This window comes from Streptomyces sp. NPDC091416, assembly GCF_044756845.1.
Taxonomy (GTDB): Bacteria; Actinomycetota; Actinomycetes; order Streptomycetales; family Streptomycetaceae; genus Streptomyces.
Genome location: NZ_JBIVTU010000001.1, coordinates 966,381 through 981,401, shown reverse-complemented (window position 1 = coordinate 981,401; position 15,021 = coordinate 966,381). Strand labels below are relative to the sequence as shown.

At 66.4% G+C, this 15,021-nt stretch carries 10 protein-coding genes and 1 tRNA gene; 10 read left to right on the top strand and 1 reads right to left on the bottom strand.

Annotation, left to right across the window (positions count from 1 at the left end; all coding sequences use genetic code 11):
• Positions 1 to 121: 121 nt before the first annotated feature.
• On the bottom strand, positions 122 to 1,348 hold the full coding sequence (locus ACIQMX_RS04315; protein ID WP_363066977.1) for a pyridoxal phosphate-dependent aminotransferase: 1,227 nt from the start codon (positions 1,346 to 1,348) through the stop codon (positions 122 to 124).
• A 235-nt stretch (positions 1,349 to 1,583) separates the two neighbouring features.
• Between ACIQMX_RS04315 and ACIQMX_RS04310 the strand changes: the two genes are divergently transcribed.
• The 10 genes from ACIQMX_RS04310 (at position 1,584) to ACIQMX_RS04265 (ending at position 14,930) form a co-directional block, all read left to right on the top strand.
• Positions 1,584 to 1,656 (top strand) — tRNA-Trp (locus ACIQMX_RS04310).
• 106 nt (positions 1,657 to 1,762) lie between these two features.
• The gene (secE, locus tag ACIQMX_RS04305) at positions 1,763 to 2,050 is read left to right on the top strand and encodes a preprotein translocase subunit SecE (RefSeq protein WP_073732696.1); all 288 of its coding nucleotides are present in this window, start codon (positions 1,763 to 1,765) and stop codon (positions 2,048 to 2,050) included.
• A gap of 75 nt (positions 2,051 to 2,125) precedes the next feature.
• Entirely contained in the window at positions 2,126 to 3,031 is a 906-nt protein-coding gene (gene nusG / locus ACIQMX_RS04300) for a transcription termination/antitermination protein NusG (RefSeq protein ID WP_363066978.1), read from the top strand.
• Between the two features lie 177 nt (positions 3,032 to 3,208).
• Positions 3,209 to 3,643, top strand: a complete 435-nt coding sequence (rplK, locus tag ACIQMX_RS04295) for a 50S ribosomal protein L11 (RefSeq protein WP_010058817.1) — start codon at positions 3,209 to 3,211, stop codon at positions 3,641 to 3,643.
• A gap of 79 nt (positions 3,644 to 3,722) precedes the next feature.
• A complete protein-coding gene (rplA, locus tag ACIQMX_RS04290; protein WP_363066979.1) occupies positions 3,723 to 4,445 on the top strand; it encodes a 50S ribosomal protein L1 in 723 nt (240 codons plus the stop codon).
• A gap of 159 nt (positions 4,446 to 4,604) precedes the next feature.
• Positions 4,605 to 5,519, top strand: a complete 915-nt coding sequence (locus tag ACIQMX_RS04285; RefSeq protein ID WP_402474815.1) for a hypothetical protein — start codon at positions 4,605 to 4,607, stop codon at positions 5,517 to 5,519.
• A 274-nt stretch (positions 5,520 to 5,793) separates the two neighbouring features.
• Complete coding sequence (gene rplJ, locus ACIQMX_RS04280; protein WP_363066981.1) at positions 5,794 to 6,351, top strand: 50S ribosomal protein L10; 558 nt, start codon at positions 5,794 to 5,796, stop codon at positions 6,349 to 6,351.
• A gap of 83 nt (positions 6,352 to 6,434) precedes the next feature.
• A complete protein-coding gene (gene rplL, locus ACIQMX_RS04275; protein ID WP_363066982.1) occupies positions 6,435 to 6,818 on the top strand; it encodes a 50S ribosomal protein L7/L12 in 384 nt (127 codons plus the stop codon).
• 597 nt (positions 6,819 to 7,415) lie between these two features.
• Positions 7,416 to 10,901, top strand: a complete 3,486-nt coding sequence (gene rpoB, locus ACIQMX_RS04270; RefSeq protein ID WP_363066983.1) for a DNA-directed RNA polymerase subunit beta — start codon at positions 7,416 to 7,418, stop codon at positions 10,899 to 10,901.
• 129 nt (positions 10,902 to 11,030) lie between these two features.
• On the top strand, positions 11,031 to 14,930 hold the full coding sequence (locus tag ACIQMX_RS04265; protein WP_363066984.1) for a DNA-directed RNA polymerase subunit beta': 3,900 nt from the start codon (positions 11,031 to 11,033) through the stop codon (positions 14,928 to 14,930).
• Positions 14,931 to 15,021 lie beyond the last annotated feature (91 nt).

Genomic DNA, 15,021 nt, shown 5'->3' with positions numbered 1-15,021 from the left:
CGCACGGACCGGGTGCCGCGGTAGCCGGTTTCCCCATCGAGTTGCCCATCGAACGGATGCGCGAACAAGAAAGCGACCCCCGGCCGGAGCCGAGGGTCGCCATCAGTGAACCCGGGAGGTACTAGGCCTTGGCCTCGCCCAGCAGCTTCTGGAGCCGCGAGACGCCCTCGACCAGGTCGTCGTCACCCAGCGCGTAGGAAAGCCGCAGGTAGCCCGGGGTGCCGAAGGCCTCGCCCGGAACGACGGCGACCTCGGCCTCGTCCAGGATCAGCGCGGCGAGCTCGACCGACGTGGCCGGGCGCTTGCCGCGGATCTCCTTGCCGAGCAGCTCCTTCACCGACGGGTACGCATAGAACGCGCCCTCGGGCTCCGGGCACAGGACGCCGTCGATCTCGTTCAGCATCCGCACGATGGTCTGCCGGCGCCGGTCGAAGGCGGTGCGCATCTCGGCGACCGCGTCCAGGTTCCCGGAGACGGCGGCGAGCGCGGCGATCTGCGCGACGTTGGAGACGTTGGAGGTGGCGTGCGACTGAAGGTTCGTCGCCGCCTTCACCACGTCCTTGGGCCCGACGATCCAGCCCACGCGCCAGCCGGTCATCGCGTACGTCTTGGCGACACCGTTGACCACGATGCACTTCTCGCGCAGCTCGGGCACGATCGCGGGCAGCGAGGTGAACTTCGCGTCGCCGTAGACGAGGTGCTCGTAGATCTCGTCGGTCAGCACCCACAGACCGTGCTCGACGGCCCACTTGCCGATCGCCTCGGCCTCCGCCTCGCTGTAGACCGCGCCGGTCGGGTTGGAGGGGGAGACGAACAGGACGACCTTCGTGCGCTCCGTCCGCGCCGCCTCCAGCTGCTCCACCGAGACCCGGTATCCGGTGGTCTCGTCGGCGACGACATCCACCGGTACGCCGCCGGCGAGGCGGATCGACTCGGGGTAGGTGGTCCAGTACGGGGCCGGGACGATGACCTCGTCGCCCGGGTCGAGGATCGCGGCGAAGGCCTCGTAGATGGCCTGCTTGCCGCCGTTGGTCACCAGGACCTGGGAGGCGTCGACCTCGTAGCCGGAGTCGCGCAGCGTCTTCTCGGCGATGGCGGCCTTGAGCTCGGGGAGCCCGCCCGCCGGGGTGTAGCGGTGGTACTTCGGGTTGCGGCAGGCCTCGACCGCGGCGTCGACGATGTAGCCGGGGGTCGGGAAGTCGGGCTCGCCCGCGCCGAAGCCGATCACCGGACGGCCGGCGGCCTTGAGGGCCTTGGCCTTGGCGTCGACGGCGAGGGTGGCGGACTCGGAGATGGCACCGATGCGGGCGGAGACCCGGCGCTCGGAGGGAGAAGTAGCAGCGCTCATGCCCCCATGCTCGCAGACCGTATTCCCCGTCGGCACAGGGGTTTCAGGGACCGGACAGCAGTCGGACACCATGCGGACAGACGACCGGACAGCATCGAACAGGAACGGTCGGGACCTATCTGTTCGACGCCGGGCCTCCGAGCACGTACACTCACCTGTCGTTGGCCTTCACCAGCCGCACCGTTCCTGCACTCGGGTCATCCGAGAACATGCGGTAGGTTGGTGGAAACCACAAAGGGTCGTAGCTCAATTGGTAGAGCACTGGTCTCCAAAACCAGCGGTTGGGGGTTCAAGTCCCTCCGGCCCTGCTACACACTCCTCCGCCAGGATGTGTGCGCATGTACGTACTTCAATGCACCGCCGTGCGGCTCCACCGGGCGCGGCACGGCCATGACCCGGAATCAGGTGAGTAGCGTGACGGACGCCGTGGGCTCCATCGACATGCCTGATGCCGAGGATGAAGTCCCCGAGTCGAAGAAGAAGACCCGGAAGGGCGGTAAGCGCGGCAAGAAGGGCCCTCTGGGCCGTCTCGCGCTCTTCTACCGCCAGATCGTGGCGGAGTTGCGCAAGGTCGTCTGGCCGACGCGCAACCAGCTGACGACATACACCTCAGTGGTGATTGTGTTCGTAGTCGTCATGATTGGTCTTGTTACCGTGATTGACTTCGGATTCCAGCGGGTCATCAAGTACGTCTTCGGCTGATCCCGCGGAGGGCGCCTCATGGGGGCGCCCCTTTCGCATGTTCCACCCATTTGTATCCAGGAAGAAGCAGCCACCGTGTCTGACCCGAACCTGAACGACGCCGTCGAGCCGACGGCGGGCGCCTTCGAGTCCGCCGAGGACGAGCTCGACATCGTCGAGGCGGCGGACGCTGTGGAGCCGGACCAGGCTGAAGCTGCCGACGCCGCCGCGGGTGAGCCCGCCGAGCAGGCCGCCGTGCACACCGAGGACGCCGACGACGAGGCCCCCGAGGCCGAAGCCGGTGACGACGAGGACGAGAGCACCGAGGCCGAGGACGTCGCTGACGAGGAGGCCGACGAGGAAGAGGCCGAGCCGGCCGAGCCCGTCGACGCCGTCACCGCCCTGCGCGAGGAGCTCCGCACCCTCCCGGGCGAGTGGTACGTCATTCACACGTACGCCGGTTACGAGAAGCGTGTGAAGGCCAACCTGGAGCAGCGCGCCGTCTCGCTGAACGTGGAGGAGTTCGTCTATCAGGCCGAGGTGCCTGAGGAGGAAATCGTCCAGATCAAGAACGGCGAGCGCAAGAACGTCCGGCAGAACAAGCTCCCGGGATACGTCCTGGTGCGCATGGACCTGACCAACGAGTCCTGGGGCGTCGTCCGTAACACGCCCGGCGTCACCGGCTTCGTGGGCAACGCCTACGACCCGTACCCGCTGACCCTGGACGAGATCGTCAAGATGCTCGCTCCCGAGGCCGAGGAGAAGGCGGCCCGCGAGGCGGCCGAGGCCGAGGGCAAGCCGGCTCCGTCCCGCAAGGTCGAGGTCCAGGTGCTGGACTTCGAGGTGGGCGACTCGGTCACCGTCACCGACGGCCCCTTCGCGACGTTGCAGGCGACGATCAACGAGATCAACGCCGACTCGAAGAAGGTCAAGGGTCTCGTGGAGATCTTCGGCCGCGAGACTCCGGTCGAGCTCAGCTTCGACCAGATCCAGAAGAACTAGCGGTTATTCGCCAGCTTCTGGACACATGCCTACCGAGCAGGTCAGACCGGCTGTCACAGCAGGTCTGACCTGCTCGGTTTTTGGTCGCGCAGCTATACCCGTTATCGTTGTGCGGTATGCCTGCATCCGGATGACCGGATGACGGCGAAAACTCTCACTAGGACCCGGAGAGAGCACATGCCTCCCAAGAAGAAGAAGGTCACGGGGCTTATCAAGCTCCAGATCAACGCCGGTGCGGCCAACCCGGCCCCGCCGGTCGGCCCCGCACTGGGCCAGCACGGCGTCAACATCATGGAGTTCTGCAAGGCCTACAACGCCGCGACCGAGTCGCAGCGTGGCATGGTCGTGCCGGTGGAGATCACGGTCTACGAGGACCGCTCCTTCACCTTCATCACCAAGACTCCGCCGGCCGCCAAGCTGATCCTCAAGGCCGCGGGTGTGGACAAGGGCTCCGGCGAGCCGCACAAGACCAAGGTTGCCAAGCTGACGGCCGCCCAGGTCCGCGAGATCGCCACGACGAAGCTCCCCGACCTGAACGCCAATGACCTCGACGCCGCGTCGAAGATCATCGCCGGCACCGCCCGTTCCATGGGCATCACGGTCGAAGGCTGATTCAGCCCCACCCCCTCAGTGGTAGGACCAAGCGCTGGTCCGCACCACGACTCCACACTCTGAAACCACAGGAGTAGAAGTGAAGCGCAGCAAGAACCTCCGCGCTGCGGACGCCAAGGTCGACCGGGCGCGCAACTACGCCCCGCTCGAGGCCGTCCGTCTCGCCAAGGAGACCGCCTCCACGAAGTTCGACAGCACCGTCGAGGTCGCCTTCGCCCTGGGTGTAGACCCTCGCAAGGCCGACCAGATGGTCCGTGGCACCGTGAACCTCCCGCACGGCACCGGCAAGACCGCCCGGGTCCTGGTCTTCGCGACCGGTGACCGTGCTGCGGCCGCGGAAGCCGCGGGCGCCGACATCGTCGGCGCCGACGAGCTCATCGACGAGGTGGCGAAGGGCCGTCTGGACTTCGACGCCGTCGTCGCGACCCCGGACCTCATGGGCAAGGTCGGCCGTCTCGGCCGCGTGCTCGGTCCGCGTGGTCTGATGCCGAACCCGAAGACCGGCACCGTCACCCCCGACGTCGTGAAGGCTGTCAACGACATCAAGGGCGGCAAGATCGAGTTCCGCGTCGACAAGCACTCGAACCTGCACTTCATCATCGGCAAGTCCTCGTTCGACGAGACCAAGCTGGTGGAGAACTACGCAGCGGCGCTGGACGAGATCCTCCGTCTGAAGCCGTCCGCCGCCAAGGGCCGCTACATCAAGAAGGCCACGCTGGCCACCACGATGGGCCCCGGCATCCCGCTGGACGCCAACCGCACCCGTAACCTCCTCGTCGAGGAGGACCCGGCCGCCGTCTGAGCCACCGTGCTCGTACGACCGCCGTGTCACGTGTGACATTGACGGGCCCCGCAACCTTTCGAGGTGCGGGGCCCGTCCTCGTATGTACGGACCAGTGGCTGTCGGTGCTGTGCGCTGGCGTGCGGGGCACGGAGAGCCGGACGAGGGGTGGAAGCGGACATGAGGACCAGTACCGTACGGCGCGTCGGGCTGGCCGTGGCTGTGGCCGCGGCGCTGACGTCGGTCGGGGCCTGCGGCGGAGCGGACAACGGCTCCACGGGCAAGGCCGAGCGCAAGGACAGCGGCAGCGGCGTGGTGAAGACCGACGCGATCGCCGCGCTGCTCGACGTCCAGAAGAAGACCGGCGCCGCCAGCTCGGCGAAGATCGAGGGCACCATGGTCGTGGGCAGTGCCATGTCCGCGAAGCAGTCCGGGGCGCTCGACTGGAGCGACGGCGTCAGCGGCACCATGGAGATCACGTACACCGGCGGCGCCATGGCCGACACCATGAAGCAGGCCGGCGGCAACGGCTCGATGCAGGCCCGCTACTTCAAGGACGGCTACGCGGCGGACATGGGCGAGGCGCTGGCCCGGCAGACCGGTGGCAAGCGCTGGATCAGCTACTCCTACGACGACCTCGCCGAGCTCGGGGGCGCCTCCGGGGCGGCGATGAAGGACCAGATGCAGAACACCACTCCCGACCAGGGAGTGAAGGCTCTGCTGGCCTCCGGGGACGTGAAGGAGGTCGGCAAGGAGCAGGTCCGCGGGGTCGCCACCACGCACTACTCCGGCACGGTCGACGTCGCCGAGCTGACCGCCAGGACGTCGAATCTGGACGCCGATCAGCTGGCCGCCCTCAAGAAGCAGCTCAACGACAGCGGGATCACCACGGAGACGGTCGACGTCTGGGTCGACGGGAACGATCTGCTGGTGAAGAAGAGCGAGCGCGGGCAGATGAAGACCGGTGAGCTCAACACGACCATGTTCTACAGCGACTACGGGACCGAGGTATCGGTCCAGCGGCCGCCGGCCGGCGAGACGATCGGGTTCAAGGAACTGTTCCAGCAGCAGGGTGCGACCTCGGGAGCGTCCTAAACCTTCCGGACCACCCGAACCGGGACGGATTTGCCCGGCGCGACCCCGGTCGCGTACTCTTCTGCAGAAGCCAAAGACCGCTGGTCGTTGCTGAAGCCCGCAAGGGTGACGGCAACCGAAGGATCCGTTGAATGCGGACGACCTGCGCAGGTGACTGTGGAAAAGCTCCCGAATTCTTTTCGGTCGAGCTTCGCCCTGGCGCCTGCGCCGGGGCGTTTCGTCTTTTCCGGGGCCTTTTGAGCGGTCCTCATCACCCGGAAGGAGGCCGACGCTCATGGCAAGGCCCGACAAGGCTGCAGCGGTAGCCGAGCTCGCGGACCAGTTCCGCAGCTCGAACGCCGCCGTGCTGACCGAGTACCGGGGTCTCACCGTCGCGCAGCTCAAGACGCTGCGTCGTTCGCTCGGTGAGAACGCCCAGTACGCCGTGGTGAAGAACACGCTGACCAAGATTGCGGCCAACGAGGCCGGGATCGACACGCTGGACGACCTGTTCGCAGGTCCGACGGCGGTTGCCTTCGTCACCGGTGACCCGGTGGAGTCGGCGAAGGGTCTTCGTGACTTCGCCAAGGACAACCCCAACCTCATCATCAAGGGCGGTGTCCTTGACGGTAAGGCGCTGTCCGCCGATGAGATCAAGAAGCTCGCGGACCTCGAGTCCCGCGAGGTTCTGCTCGCCAAGCTGGCCGGCGCCATGAAGGGCAAGCAGACTCAGGCTGCGCAGCTCTTCCAGGCTCTGCCGTCGAAGTTCGTCCGCACCGCGGAAGCTCTTCGTGCCAAGCGGGAAGAGCAGGGCGGTGCCGGTACTCCGGCTCCCGCCGAGGCCGCCGAGTAATTTCGCTCAGCGGTCCAGCGGGCTCCACGTACGCCCGCCGACATATACATCCGGCACCTGCCGAATAGTGGAAGGACGCCATCATGGCGAAGCTCAGCCAGGAAGACCTGCTCGCTCAGTTCGAGGAGCTCACCCTCATCGAGCTCTCCGAGTTCGTTAAGGCCTTCGAGGAGAAGTTCGACGTCACCGCCGCCGCGGCCGTCGCCGTTGCCGGCCCCGCCGGCCCGGGTGCCGCTGTCGAGGCCGAGGCCGAGCAGGACGAGTTCGACGTCATCCTCACCGCCGCCGGTGACAAGAAGATCCAGGTCATCAAGGTCGTGCGTGAGCTGACCTCCCTCGGCCTGAAGGAGGCCAAGGACCTCGTCGACGGCGCCCCGAAGCCCGTCGTCGAGAAGGTCGCCAAGGAGGCCGCCGAGAAGGCTGCCGAGTCCCTCAAGGCCGCCGGCGCCTCCGTCGAGGTCAAGTGACCCAGCGAGTCTTCTGACTCCTCTGGGACCCCCGTGCCGCGAGGCGTGGGCGTCACTTCGCGAAAGGCGATCACCCGTACGGGTGGTCGCCTTTCGGCGTACCTGCCGTGGGTGCCTTGCTCTTCGCGCGGTGGCGAGTATGGTGATCTTCGCCGTGCGCCTCTCGTGGGGTGCGCGGGTGGCGCCGAGAGGCGGCGGGACGCGGGTCTCGGGGCCCGTACCGGCTGGGGGGCCTTGACGAACCGCACGAGGCGCGCAATTCTCAAGGCGCGTCGTCACATCGATCCGAATCCGAGGCATGGATCGATGGCGAAGAGGGCAGTAAAGAAGAGCGCAGCTCGCGCAGGGCTAGACATAGGTGTTGAGAACAGCTGTTGAGAGCAACGTGGGTCTCTGAGAACCCCGACTGGACATCAGTGTGCCGCTTGGCTACACTGACCCTTTGCGCTGCCTGTTAGCTGCCTCCTGCCCGTCACCAGGGGCATACCCATCTTGTGCACCGTGGACCGTTCATCCCTGACCTGGGATATCTGTCCACCTGTCCAGTTTGGGACCGGTACGCGCGTAGTGAGTCCGAGCCCTCGGAAGGACCCCCTCTTGGCCGCCTCGCGCAACGCCTCGACCGCGAATACGAACAACGGTGCCAGCACCGCCCCGCTGCGCATCTCTTTTGCAAAGATCAAGGAGCCCCTCGAGGTTCCGAACCTCCTCGCGCTGCAGACCGAGAGCTTTGACTGGCTCCTCGGCAACGCCGCCTGGAAGGCTCGCGTCGAGGCTGCTCTGGACAGTGGACAAGACGTCCCCACCAAGTCCGGCCTGGAGGAGATCTTCGAGGAGATCTCACCGATCGAGGACTTCTCCGGGTCGATGTCGCTTACGTTCCGCGACCACCGCTTCGAGCCCCCCAAGAACTCGATCGACGAGTGCAAGGAGCGCGACTTCACGTTCGCCGCCCCGCTCTTCGTCACGGCCGAGTTCACCAACAACGAGACCGGCGAGATCAAGTCCCAGACGGTCTTCATGGGCGACTTCCCGCTCATGACCAACAAGGGCACCTTCGTCATCAACGGCACCGAGCGTGTCGTGGTGTCGCAGCTGGTCCGCTCGCCGGGTGTCTACTTCGACTCGTCGATCGACAAGACGTCCGACAAGGACATCTTCTCCGCCAAGATCATCCCGTCCCGGGGTGCCTGGCTGGAGATGGAGATCGACAAGCGCGACATGGTCGGTGTCCGCATCGACCGCAAGCGCAAGCAGTCCGTCACCGTCCTCCTGAAGGCTCTCGGCTGGAGCACCGAGCAGATTCTCGAGGAGTTCGGCGAGTACGAGTCCATGCGCGCCACCCTGGAGAAGGACCACACCCAGGGCCAGGACGACGCGCTGCTCGACATCTACCGCAAGCTCCGCCCGGGCGAGCCGCCCACCCGCGAAGCCGCTCAGACGCTGCTCGAGAACCTCTACTTCAACCCGAAGCGCTACGACCTCGCGAAGGTCGGCCGCTACAAGGTGAACAAGAAGCTCGGCGCCGATGAGCCGCTGGACGCCGGCGTGCTCACCACCGACGACGTCATCGCGACCATCAAGTACCTGGTCAAGCTGCACGCCGGTGAGACCGAGACGACCGGCGAGTCGGGCCGGGAGATCGTCGTCGAGACCGACGACATCGACCACTTCGGCAACCGTCGTCTGCGTAACGTCGGCGAGCTCATCCAGAACCAGGTCCGTACGGGTCTGGCCCGGATGGAGCGCGTCGTGCGCGAGCGCATGACGACTCAGGACGTCGAGGCCATCACGCCGCAGACCCTGATCAACATCCGGCCGGTCGTCGCCTCCATCAAGGAGTTCTTCGGCACCAGCCAGCTGTCGCAGTTCATGGACCAGAACAACCCGCTGTCGGGTCTCACCCACAAGCGCCGCCTGTCGGCTCTTGGCCCGGGTGGTCTGTCCCGTGAGCGGGCCGGCTTCGAGGTCCGTGACGTGCACCCGTCCCACTACGGACGCATGTGCCCGATCGAGACCCCTGAAGGCCCGAACATCGGTCTGATCGGTTCGCTCGCCTCGTACGGCCGCGTCAACGCGTTCGGCTTCATCGAGACGCCGTACCGCAAGGTCGTCGACGGCCAGGTCACCGACGAGGTCGACTACGTCACGGCCGACGAGGAAGACCGTTACGTCATCGCCCAGGCGAACGCGACGCTCTCCGACGAGCTGCGCTTCACCGAGCCCCGCGTCCTGGTCCGCCGTCGTGGCGGAGAGGTCGACTACGTGCCCGGCACCGAAGTCGACTACATGGACGTCTCGCCGCGCCAGATGGTGTCCGTCGCCACCGCGATGATCCCGTTCCTGGAGCACGACGACGCCAACCGTGCCCTCATGGGCGCGAACATGATGCGCCAGGCGGTGCCGCTCATCAAGTCGGAGGCCCCGCTCGTGGGCACCGGCATGGAGTACCGCTGCGCCACCGACGCCGGTGACGTGCTGAAGGCCGAGAAGGACGGTGTGGTCCAGGAGGTCTCCGCGGACTACATCACCGTGACCAACGACGACGGCACGTACACCACGTACCGGATCGCGAAGTTCATGCGCTCCAACCAGGGCACCTCGGTCAACCAGAAGGTCGTCGTCTCCGAAGGCGACCGGATCATCGCGGACCAGGTACTCGCCGACGGACCGGCCACCGAGAACGGTGAGATGGCCCTCGGCAAGAACCTGCTCGTGGCGTTCATGCCGTGGGAAGGCCACAACTACGAGGACGCGATCATCCTGTCGCAGCGCCTCGTGCAGGACGACGTCCTCTCCTCGATCCACATCGAGGAGCACGAGGTCGACGCCCGTGACACCAAGCTCGGTCCGGAGGAGATCACCCGGGACATCCCGAACGTCTCCGAAGAGGTCCTCGCGGACCTCGACGAGCGCGGCATCATCCGGATCGGTGCCGAGGTCACGGCCGGTGACATCCTCGTCGGCAAGGTCACGCCCAAGGGCGAGACCGAGCTGACCCCCGAGGAGCGCCTGCTCCGCGCGATCTTCGGTGAGAAGGCGCGCGAAGTGCGCGACACCTCGCTGAAGGTGCCGCACGGCGAGATCGGCAAGATCATCGGCGTCCGCGTCTTCGACCGCGAAGAGGGCGACGAGCTGCCGCCGGGCGTGAACCAGCTGGTCCGCGTCTACGTCGCGCAGAAGCGCAAGATCACCGATGGTGACAAGCTCGCCGGCCGTCACGGCAACAAGGGCGTCATCTCGAAGATCCTCCCGATCGAGGACATGCCGTTCCTGGAGGACGGCACCCCGGTCGACATCATCCTCAACCCGCTGGGTGTCCCGTCCCGAATGAACCCGGGACAGGTCCTGGAGATCCACCTCGGCTGGCTCGCCAGCCGCGGCTGGGACGTCTCCGGCCTCGGTGACGAGTGGGCCAAGCGCCTGCAGTCCATCGGCGCCGACCAGGTCGCCCCCGGCACCAACGTCGCCACGCCCGTCTTCGACGGTGCGCGCGAGGACGAGATCACCGGCCTCTTCCAGGCCACGATCCCGAACCGCGACGGCGACCGCCTGGTGCAGCCCTCCGGCAAGGCCCAGCTGTTCGACGGCCGCTCCGGCGAGCCGTTCCCGGAGCCGGTCTCGGTCGGCTTCATGTACATCCTCAAGCTCCACCACCTCGTCGACGACAAGCTGCACGCTCGTTCGACGGGTCCGTACTCCATGATCACCCAGCAGCCGCTGGGTGGTAAGGCTCAGTTCGGTGGACAGCGCTTCGGTGAAATGGAGGTGTGGGCCCTTGAAGCTTATGGCGCCGCTTACGCCCTCCAGGAGCTGCTGACGATCAAGTCCGACGACGTGACCGGCCGCGTGAAGGTCTACGAGGCCATCGTCAAGGGCGAGAACATTCCCGAGCCCGGCATTCCCGAGTCCTTCAAGGTGCTCATCAAGGAAATGCAGTCGCTCTGCCTCAACGTGGAGGTGCTGTCCTCGGACGGCATGTCCATCGAGATGCGCGACACGGACGAGGACGTCTTCCGCGCGGCGGAGGAGCTCGGTATCGACCTGTCCCGGCGCGAGCCGAGCAGCGTCGAAGAGGTCTGACGGGTTGGCCGGCCGGATCCCCGTGATCCGGCCGGCTCTCCCCGGACCCGTTCAGACCATTGCTGAAGTGCCCCGATTTCTCGCGTGAAGCGAGGGGGCTCGAACCCCCGAAAGAGGGATTGACGACAAGTGCTCGACGTCAACTTCTTCGACGAGCTGCGGATCGGCCTTGCCACCGCGGACGACATCCGGACCTGGTCCCACGGCGAAGTGAAGAAGCCGGAGACCATCAACTACCGCACGCTCAAGCCCGAAAAGGACGGACTCTTCTGCGAGAAGATCTTCGGTCCGACCCGGGACTGGGAGTGCTACTGCGGCAAGTACAAGCGTGTCCGCTTCAAGGGCATCATCTGTGAGCGCTGTGGCGTCGAGGTCACGCGCGCCAAGGTGCGCCGTGAGCGCATGGGCCACATCGAGCTTGCCGCTCCCGTCACCCACATCTGGTACTTCAAGGGCGTCCCGTCGCGCCTGGGCTACCTGCTGGACCTCGCGCCGAAGGACCTCGAGAAGGTCATCTACTTCGCCGCGTACATGATCACGTTCGTCGACGAGGAGCGCCGCACCCGCGACCTCCCGTCGCTGGAGGCCCACGTCTCCGTCGAGCGTCAGCAGGTCGAGAACCGTCGCGACTCGGACCTCGAGAACCGTGCCAAGAAGCTCGAGACCGACCTCGGCGAGCTGGAGGCCGAGGGCGCCAAGGCCGACGTGCGCCGCAAGGTGCGCGAAGGTGCCGAGCGCGAGATGAAGCAGCTGCGCGACCGTGCGCAGCGCGAGATCGACCGTCTCGACGAGGTGTGGAGCCGCTTCAAGAACCTCAAGGTCCAGGACCTGGAGGGCGACGAGCTGCTCTACCGCGAGCTGCGTGACCGCTTCGGCACGTACTTCGACGGCTGCATGGGCGCCGCCGCCCTGCAGAAGCGCCTCGAGTCGTTCGACCTCGACGAGGAGGCCGAGCGCCTCCGCGAGATCATCCGTACCGGCAAGGGCCAGAAGAAGACCCGTGCGCTCAAGCGCCTCAAGGTCGTCTCCGCGTTCCTGCAGACCAGCAACAAGCCCAAGGGCATGGTGCTCGACTGCGTGCCGGTCATCCCGCCGGACCTGCGTCCGATGGTGCAGCTGGACGGTGGCCGCTTCGCGACCTCCGACCTGAACGACCTGTACCGCCGTGTGATCAACCGCAACAACCGCCTCAAGCGTCTCCTTGACCTCGGTGCCCCCGAGATCATCGTGAACAACGAGAAGCGGATGCTGCAGGAGGCCGTCGACGCGCTGTTCGACAACGGCCGCCGCGGTCGCCCGGTCACCGGTCCCGGTAACCGCCCGCTCAAGTCCCTCAGCGACATGCTGAAGGGCAAGCAGGGTCGATTCCGTCAGAACCTTCTCGGTAAGCGTGTGGACTACTCCGCGCGTTCCGTGATCGTCGTCGGCCCGCAGCTGAAGCTGCACCAGTGCGGTCTGCCCAAGGCCATGGCGCTGGAGCTCTTCAAGCCGTTCGTGATGAAGCGCCTGGTGGACCTGAACCACGCGCAGAACATCAAGTCGGCCAAGCGCATGGTCGAGCGCGGCCGCACGGTCGTGTACGACGTCCTGGAAGAGGTCATCGCCGAGCACCCGGTTCTCCTGAACCGTGCGCCGACGCTGCACCGTCTCGGCATCCAGGCCTTCGAGCCGCAGCTGGTCGAGGGCAAGGCCATCCAGATCCACCCGCTCGTCTGCACCGCGTTCAACGCGGACTTCGACGGTGACCAGATGGCCGTGCACCTGCCGCTCTCCGCGGAGGCGCAGGCCGAGGCCCGCATCCTGATGCTGTCCTCGAACAACATCCTGAAGCCGGCCGACGGCCGTCCCGTCACCATGCCTACGCAGGACATGGTGCTGGGTCTGTTCTTCCTGACCACCGACGGTGAACTCCGTGACACCAAGGGCGAGGGCCGCGCGTTCGGCTCCACGGCCGAGGCGATCATGGCGTTCGACGCCGGCGAGCTGGCGCTCCAGTCGTCCGTCGACATCCGCTTCCCGGTGGGCACCATGCCGCCGCGTGGCTGGGTGCCGCCGGTCGCGGAGGAGGGCGAGCCCGAGTACCAGCCGGGTGACACCTTCCGGCTGCGGACGAGCCTGGGCCGCGCGCTCTTCAACGAGCTGCTGCCCGAGGACTACCCGTTCGTCGACTACTCGGTCGGCAAGAAGCAGCTCTCCGAGATCGTCAACGACCTCGCCGAGCGCTACCCCAAGGTCATCGTGGCGGCGACGCTCGACAACCTGAAGGCGGCGGGCTTCCACTGGGCGACGCGCTCCGGCGTGACCGTCTCCGTTGCCGACATCGTCGTGCCCGAGGCCAAGAAGGCCATCGTCAAGGGCTACGAGGAGCAGGACGAGAAGGTCCAGAAGCAGTACGAGCGCGGTCTGATCACCAAGGACGAGCGCACGCAGGAGCTCATCGCGATCTGGACCAAGGCGACCAACGAGGTTGCCGAGGCGATGAACGCGAACTTCCCCAAGACGAACCCCATCTTCATGATGGTTGACTCGGGTGCCCGAGGAAACATGATGCAGATGCGTCAGATCGCCGGTATGCGTGGTCTGGTGTCCAACGCCAAGAACGAGACGATTCCCCGTCCCATCAAGGCGTCCTTCCGTGAGGGCCTCACCGTTCTGGAGTACTTCATCTCCACGCACGGTGCCCGTAAGGGTCTGGCGGACACCGCCCTGCGTACCGCCGACTCGGGTTACCTGACCCGTCGTCTGGTGGACGTCTCGCAGGACGTGATCATTCGCGAGGAGGACTGCGGCACCGACCGCGGCCTCAAGCTGAAGATCGCGGTCAAGGGTGCCGACGGCGTGCTCCGCAAGACGGACGACGTCGAGACCTCGGTGTACGCCCGCATGCTCGCCGAGGACGTCGTCGTCGACGGCAAGGTCATCGCGCCTGCCAACGTCGACCTCGGTGACGTCCTGATCGACGCCCTGGTGGGCGCCGGCGTCGAGGAGGTCAAGACCCGCTCGGTCCTGACCTGTGAGTCCGCGGTCGGCACCTGTGCCTTCTGCTACGGACGCTCGCTCGCCACCGGCAAGCTGGTCGACATCGGTGAGGCGGTCGGCATCATCGCCGCCCAGTCCATCGGTGAGCCCGGTACCCAGCTGACGATGCGTACCTTCCACACCGGTGGTGTGGCCGGTGACGACATCACCCAGGGTCTGCCCCGAGTCGTCGAGCTCTTCGAAGCCCGTACGCCGAAGGGTGTCGCCCCGATCTCGGAGTCCGCGGGCCGGGTCCGGATCGAGGAGACCGAGAAGACCAAGAAGCTCGTGGTCACGCCGGACGACGGCAGCGACGAGATTCCCTTCCCGATCTCCAAGCGCGCCCGCCTGCTGGTGGGCGAGGGCGACCACGTCGAGGTGGGCCAGAAGCTCACCGTGGGTGCCACCAACCCGCACGACGTGCTGCGGATCCTCGGTCAGCGCGCGGTCCAGGTCCACCTGGTCGGCGAAGTCCAGAAGGTCTACAACTCGCAGGGCGTGTCGATCCACGACAAGCACATCGAGATCATCATCCGGCAGATGCTCCGCCGCGTGACGATCATCGAGTCCGGCGACGCGGAACTGCTGCCGGGCGAGCTCGTCGAGCGCTCGAAGTTCGAGACCGAGAACCGTCGTGTGGTCCAGGAGAGCGGTCACCCCGCCTCCGGCCGACCGCAGCTGATGGGTATCACCAAGGCCTCGCTGGCGACGGAGTCGTGGCTGTCCGCGGCTTCCTTCCAGGAGACGACCAGGGTCCTGACGGACGCGGCGATCAACGCCAAGTCCGACTCCCTGATCGGCCTCAAGGAGAACGTCATCATCGGTAAGCTCATCCCGGCCGGTACGGGTCTGTCCCGCTACCGCAACATCCGGGTCGAGCCGACCGAGGAGGCCAAGGCCGCGATGTACTCGGCCGTCGGCTACGACGACATCGACTACTCGCCGTTCGGCACGGGCTCCGGCCAGGCCGTTCCGCTGGAGGACTACGACTACGGTCCGTACAACCAGTAAGCGAGTCGCTTGATTCGACCTGAGGGCGGTCACCCCGTGCATGCGGGGTGGCCGCCCTCAGGTGTGTCCGGGTGGCGTCCCGGCCCGGCGG

Bases quoted from the DNA above. Each gene is read 5' to 3' on its own strand.
- ACIQMX_RS04315 (WP_363066977.1), bottom strand. From the start codon at position 1,348: ATGAGCGCTGCTACTTCTCCCTCCGAGCGCCGGGTCTCCGCCCGCATC.
- rplK (WP_010058817.1), top strand. From the start codon at position 3,209: ATGCCTCCCAAGAAGAAGAAGGTCACGGGGCTTATCAAGCTCCAGATC.
- ACIQMX_RS04285 (WP_402474815.1), top strand. From the start codon at position 4,605: ATGAGGACCAGTACCGTACGGCGCGTCGGGCTGGCCGTGGCTGTGGCC.
- rplJ (WP_363066981.1), top strand. From the start codon at position 5,794: ATGGCAAGGCCCGACAAGGCTGCAGCGGTAGCCGAGCTCGCGGACCAG.
- rplL (WP_363066982.1), top strand. From the start codon at position 6,435: ATGGCGAAGCTCAGCCAGGAAGACCTGCTCGCTCAGTTCGAGGAGCTC.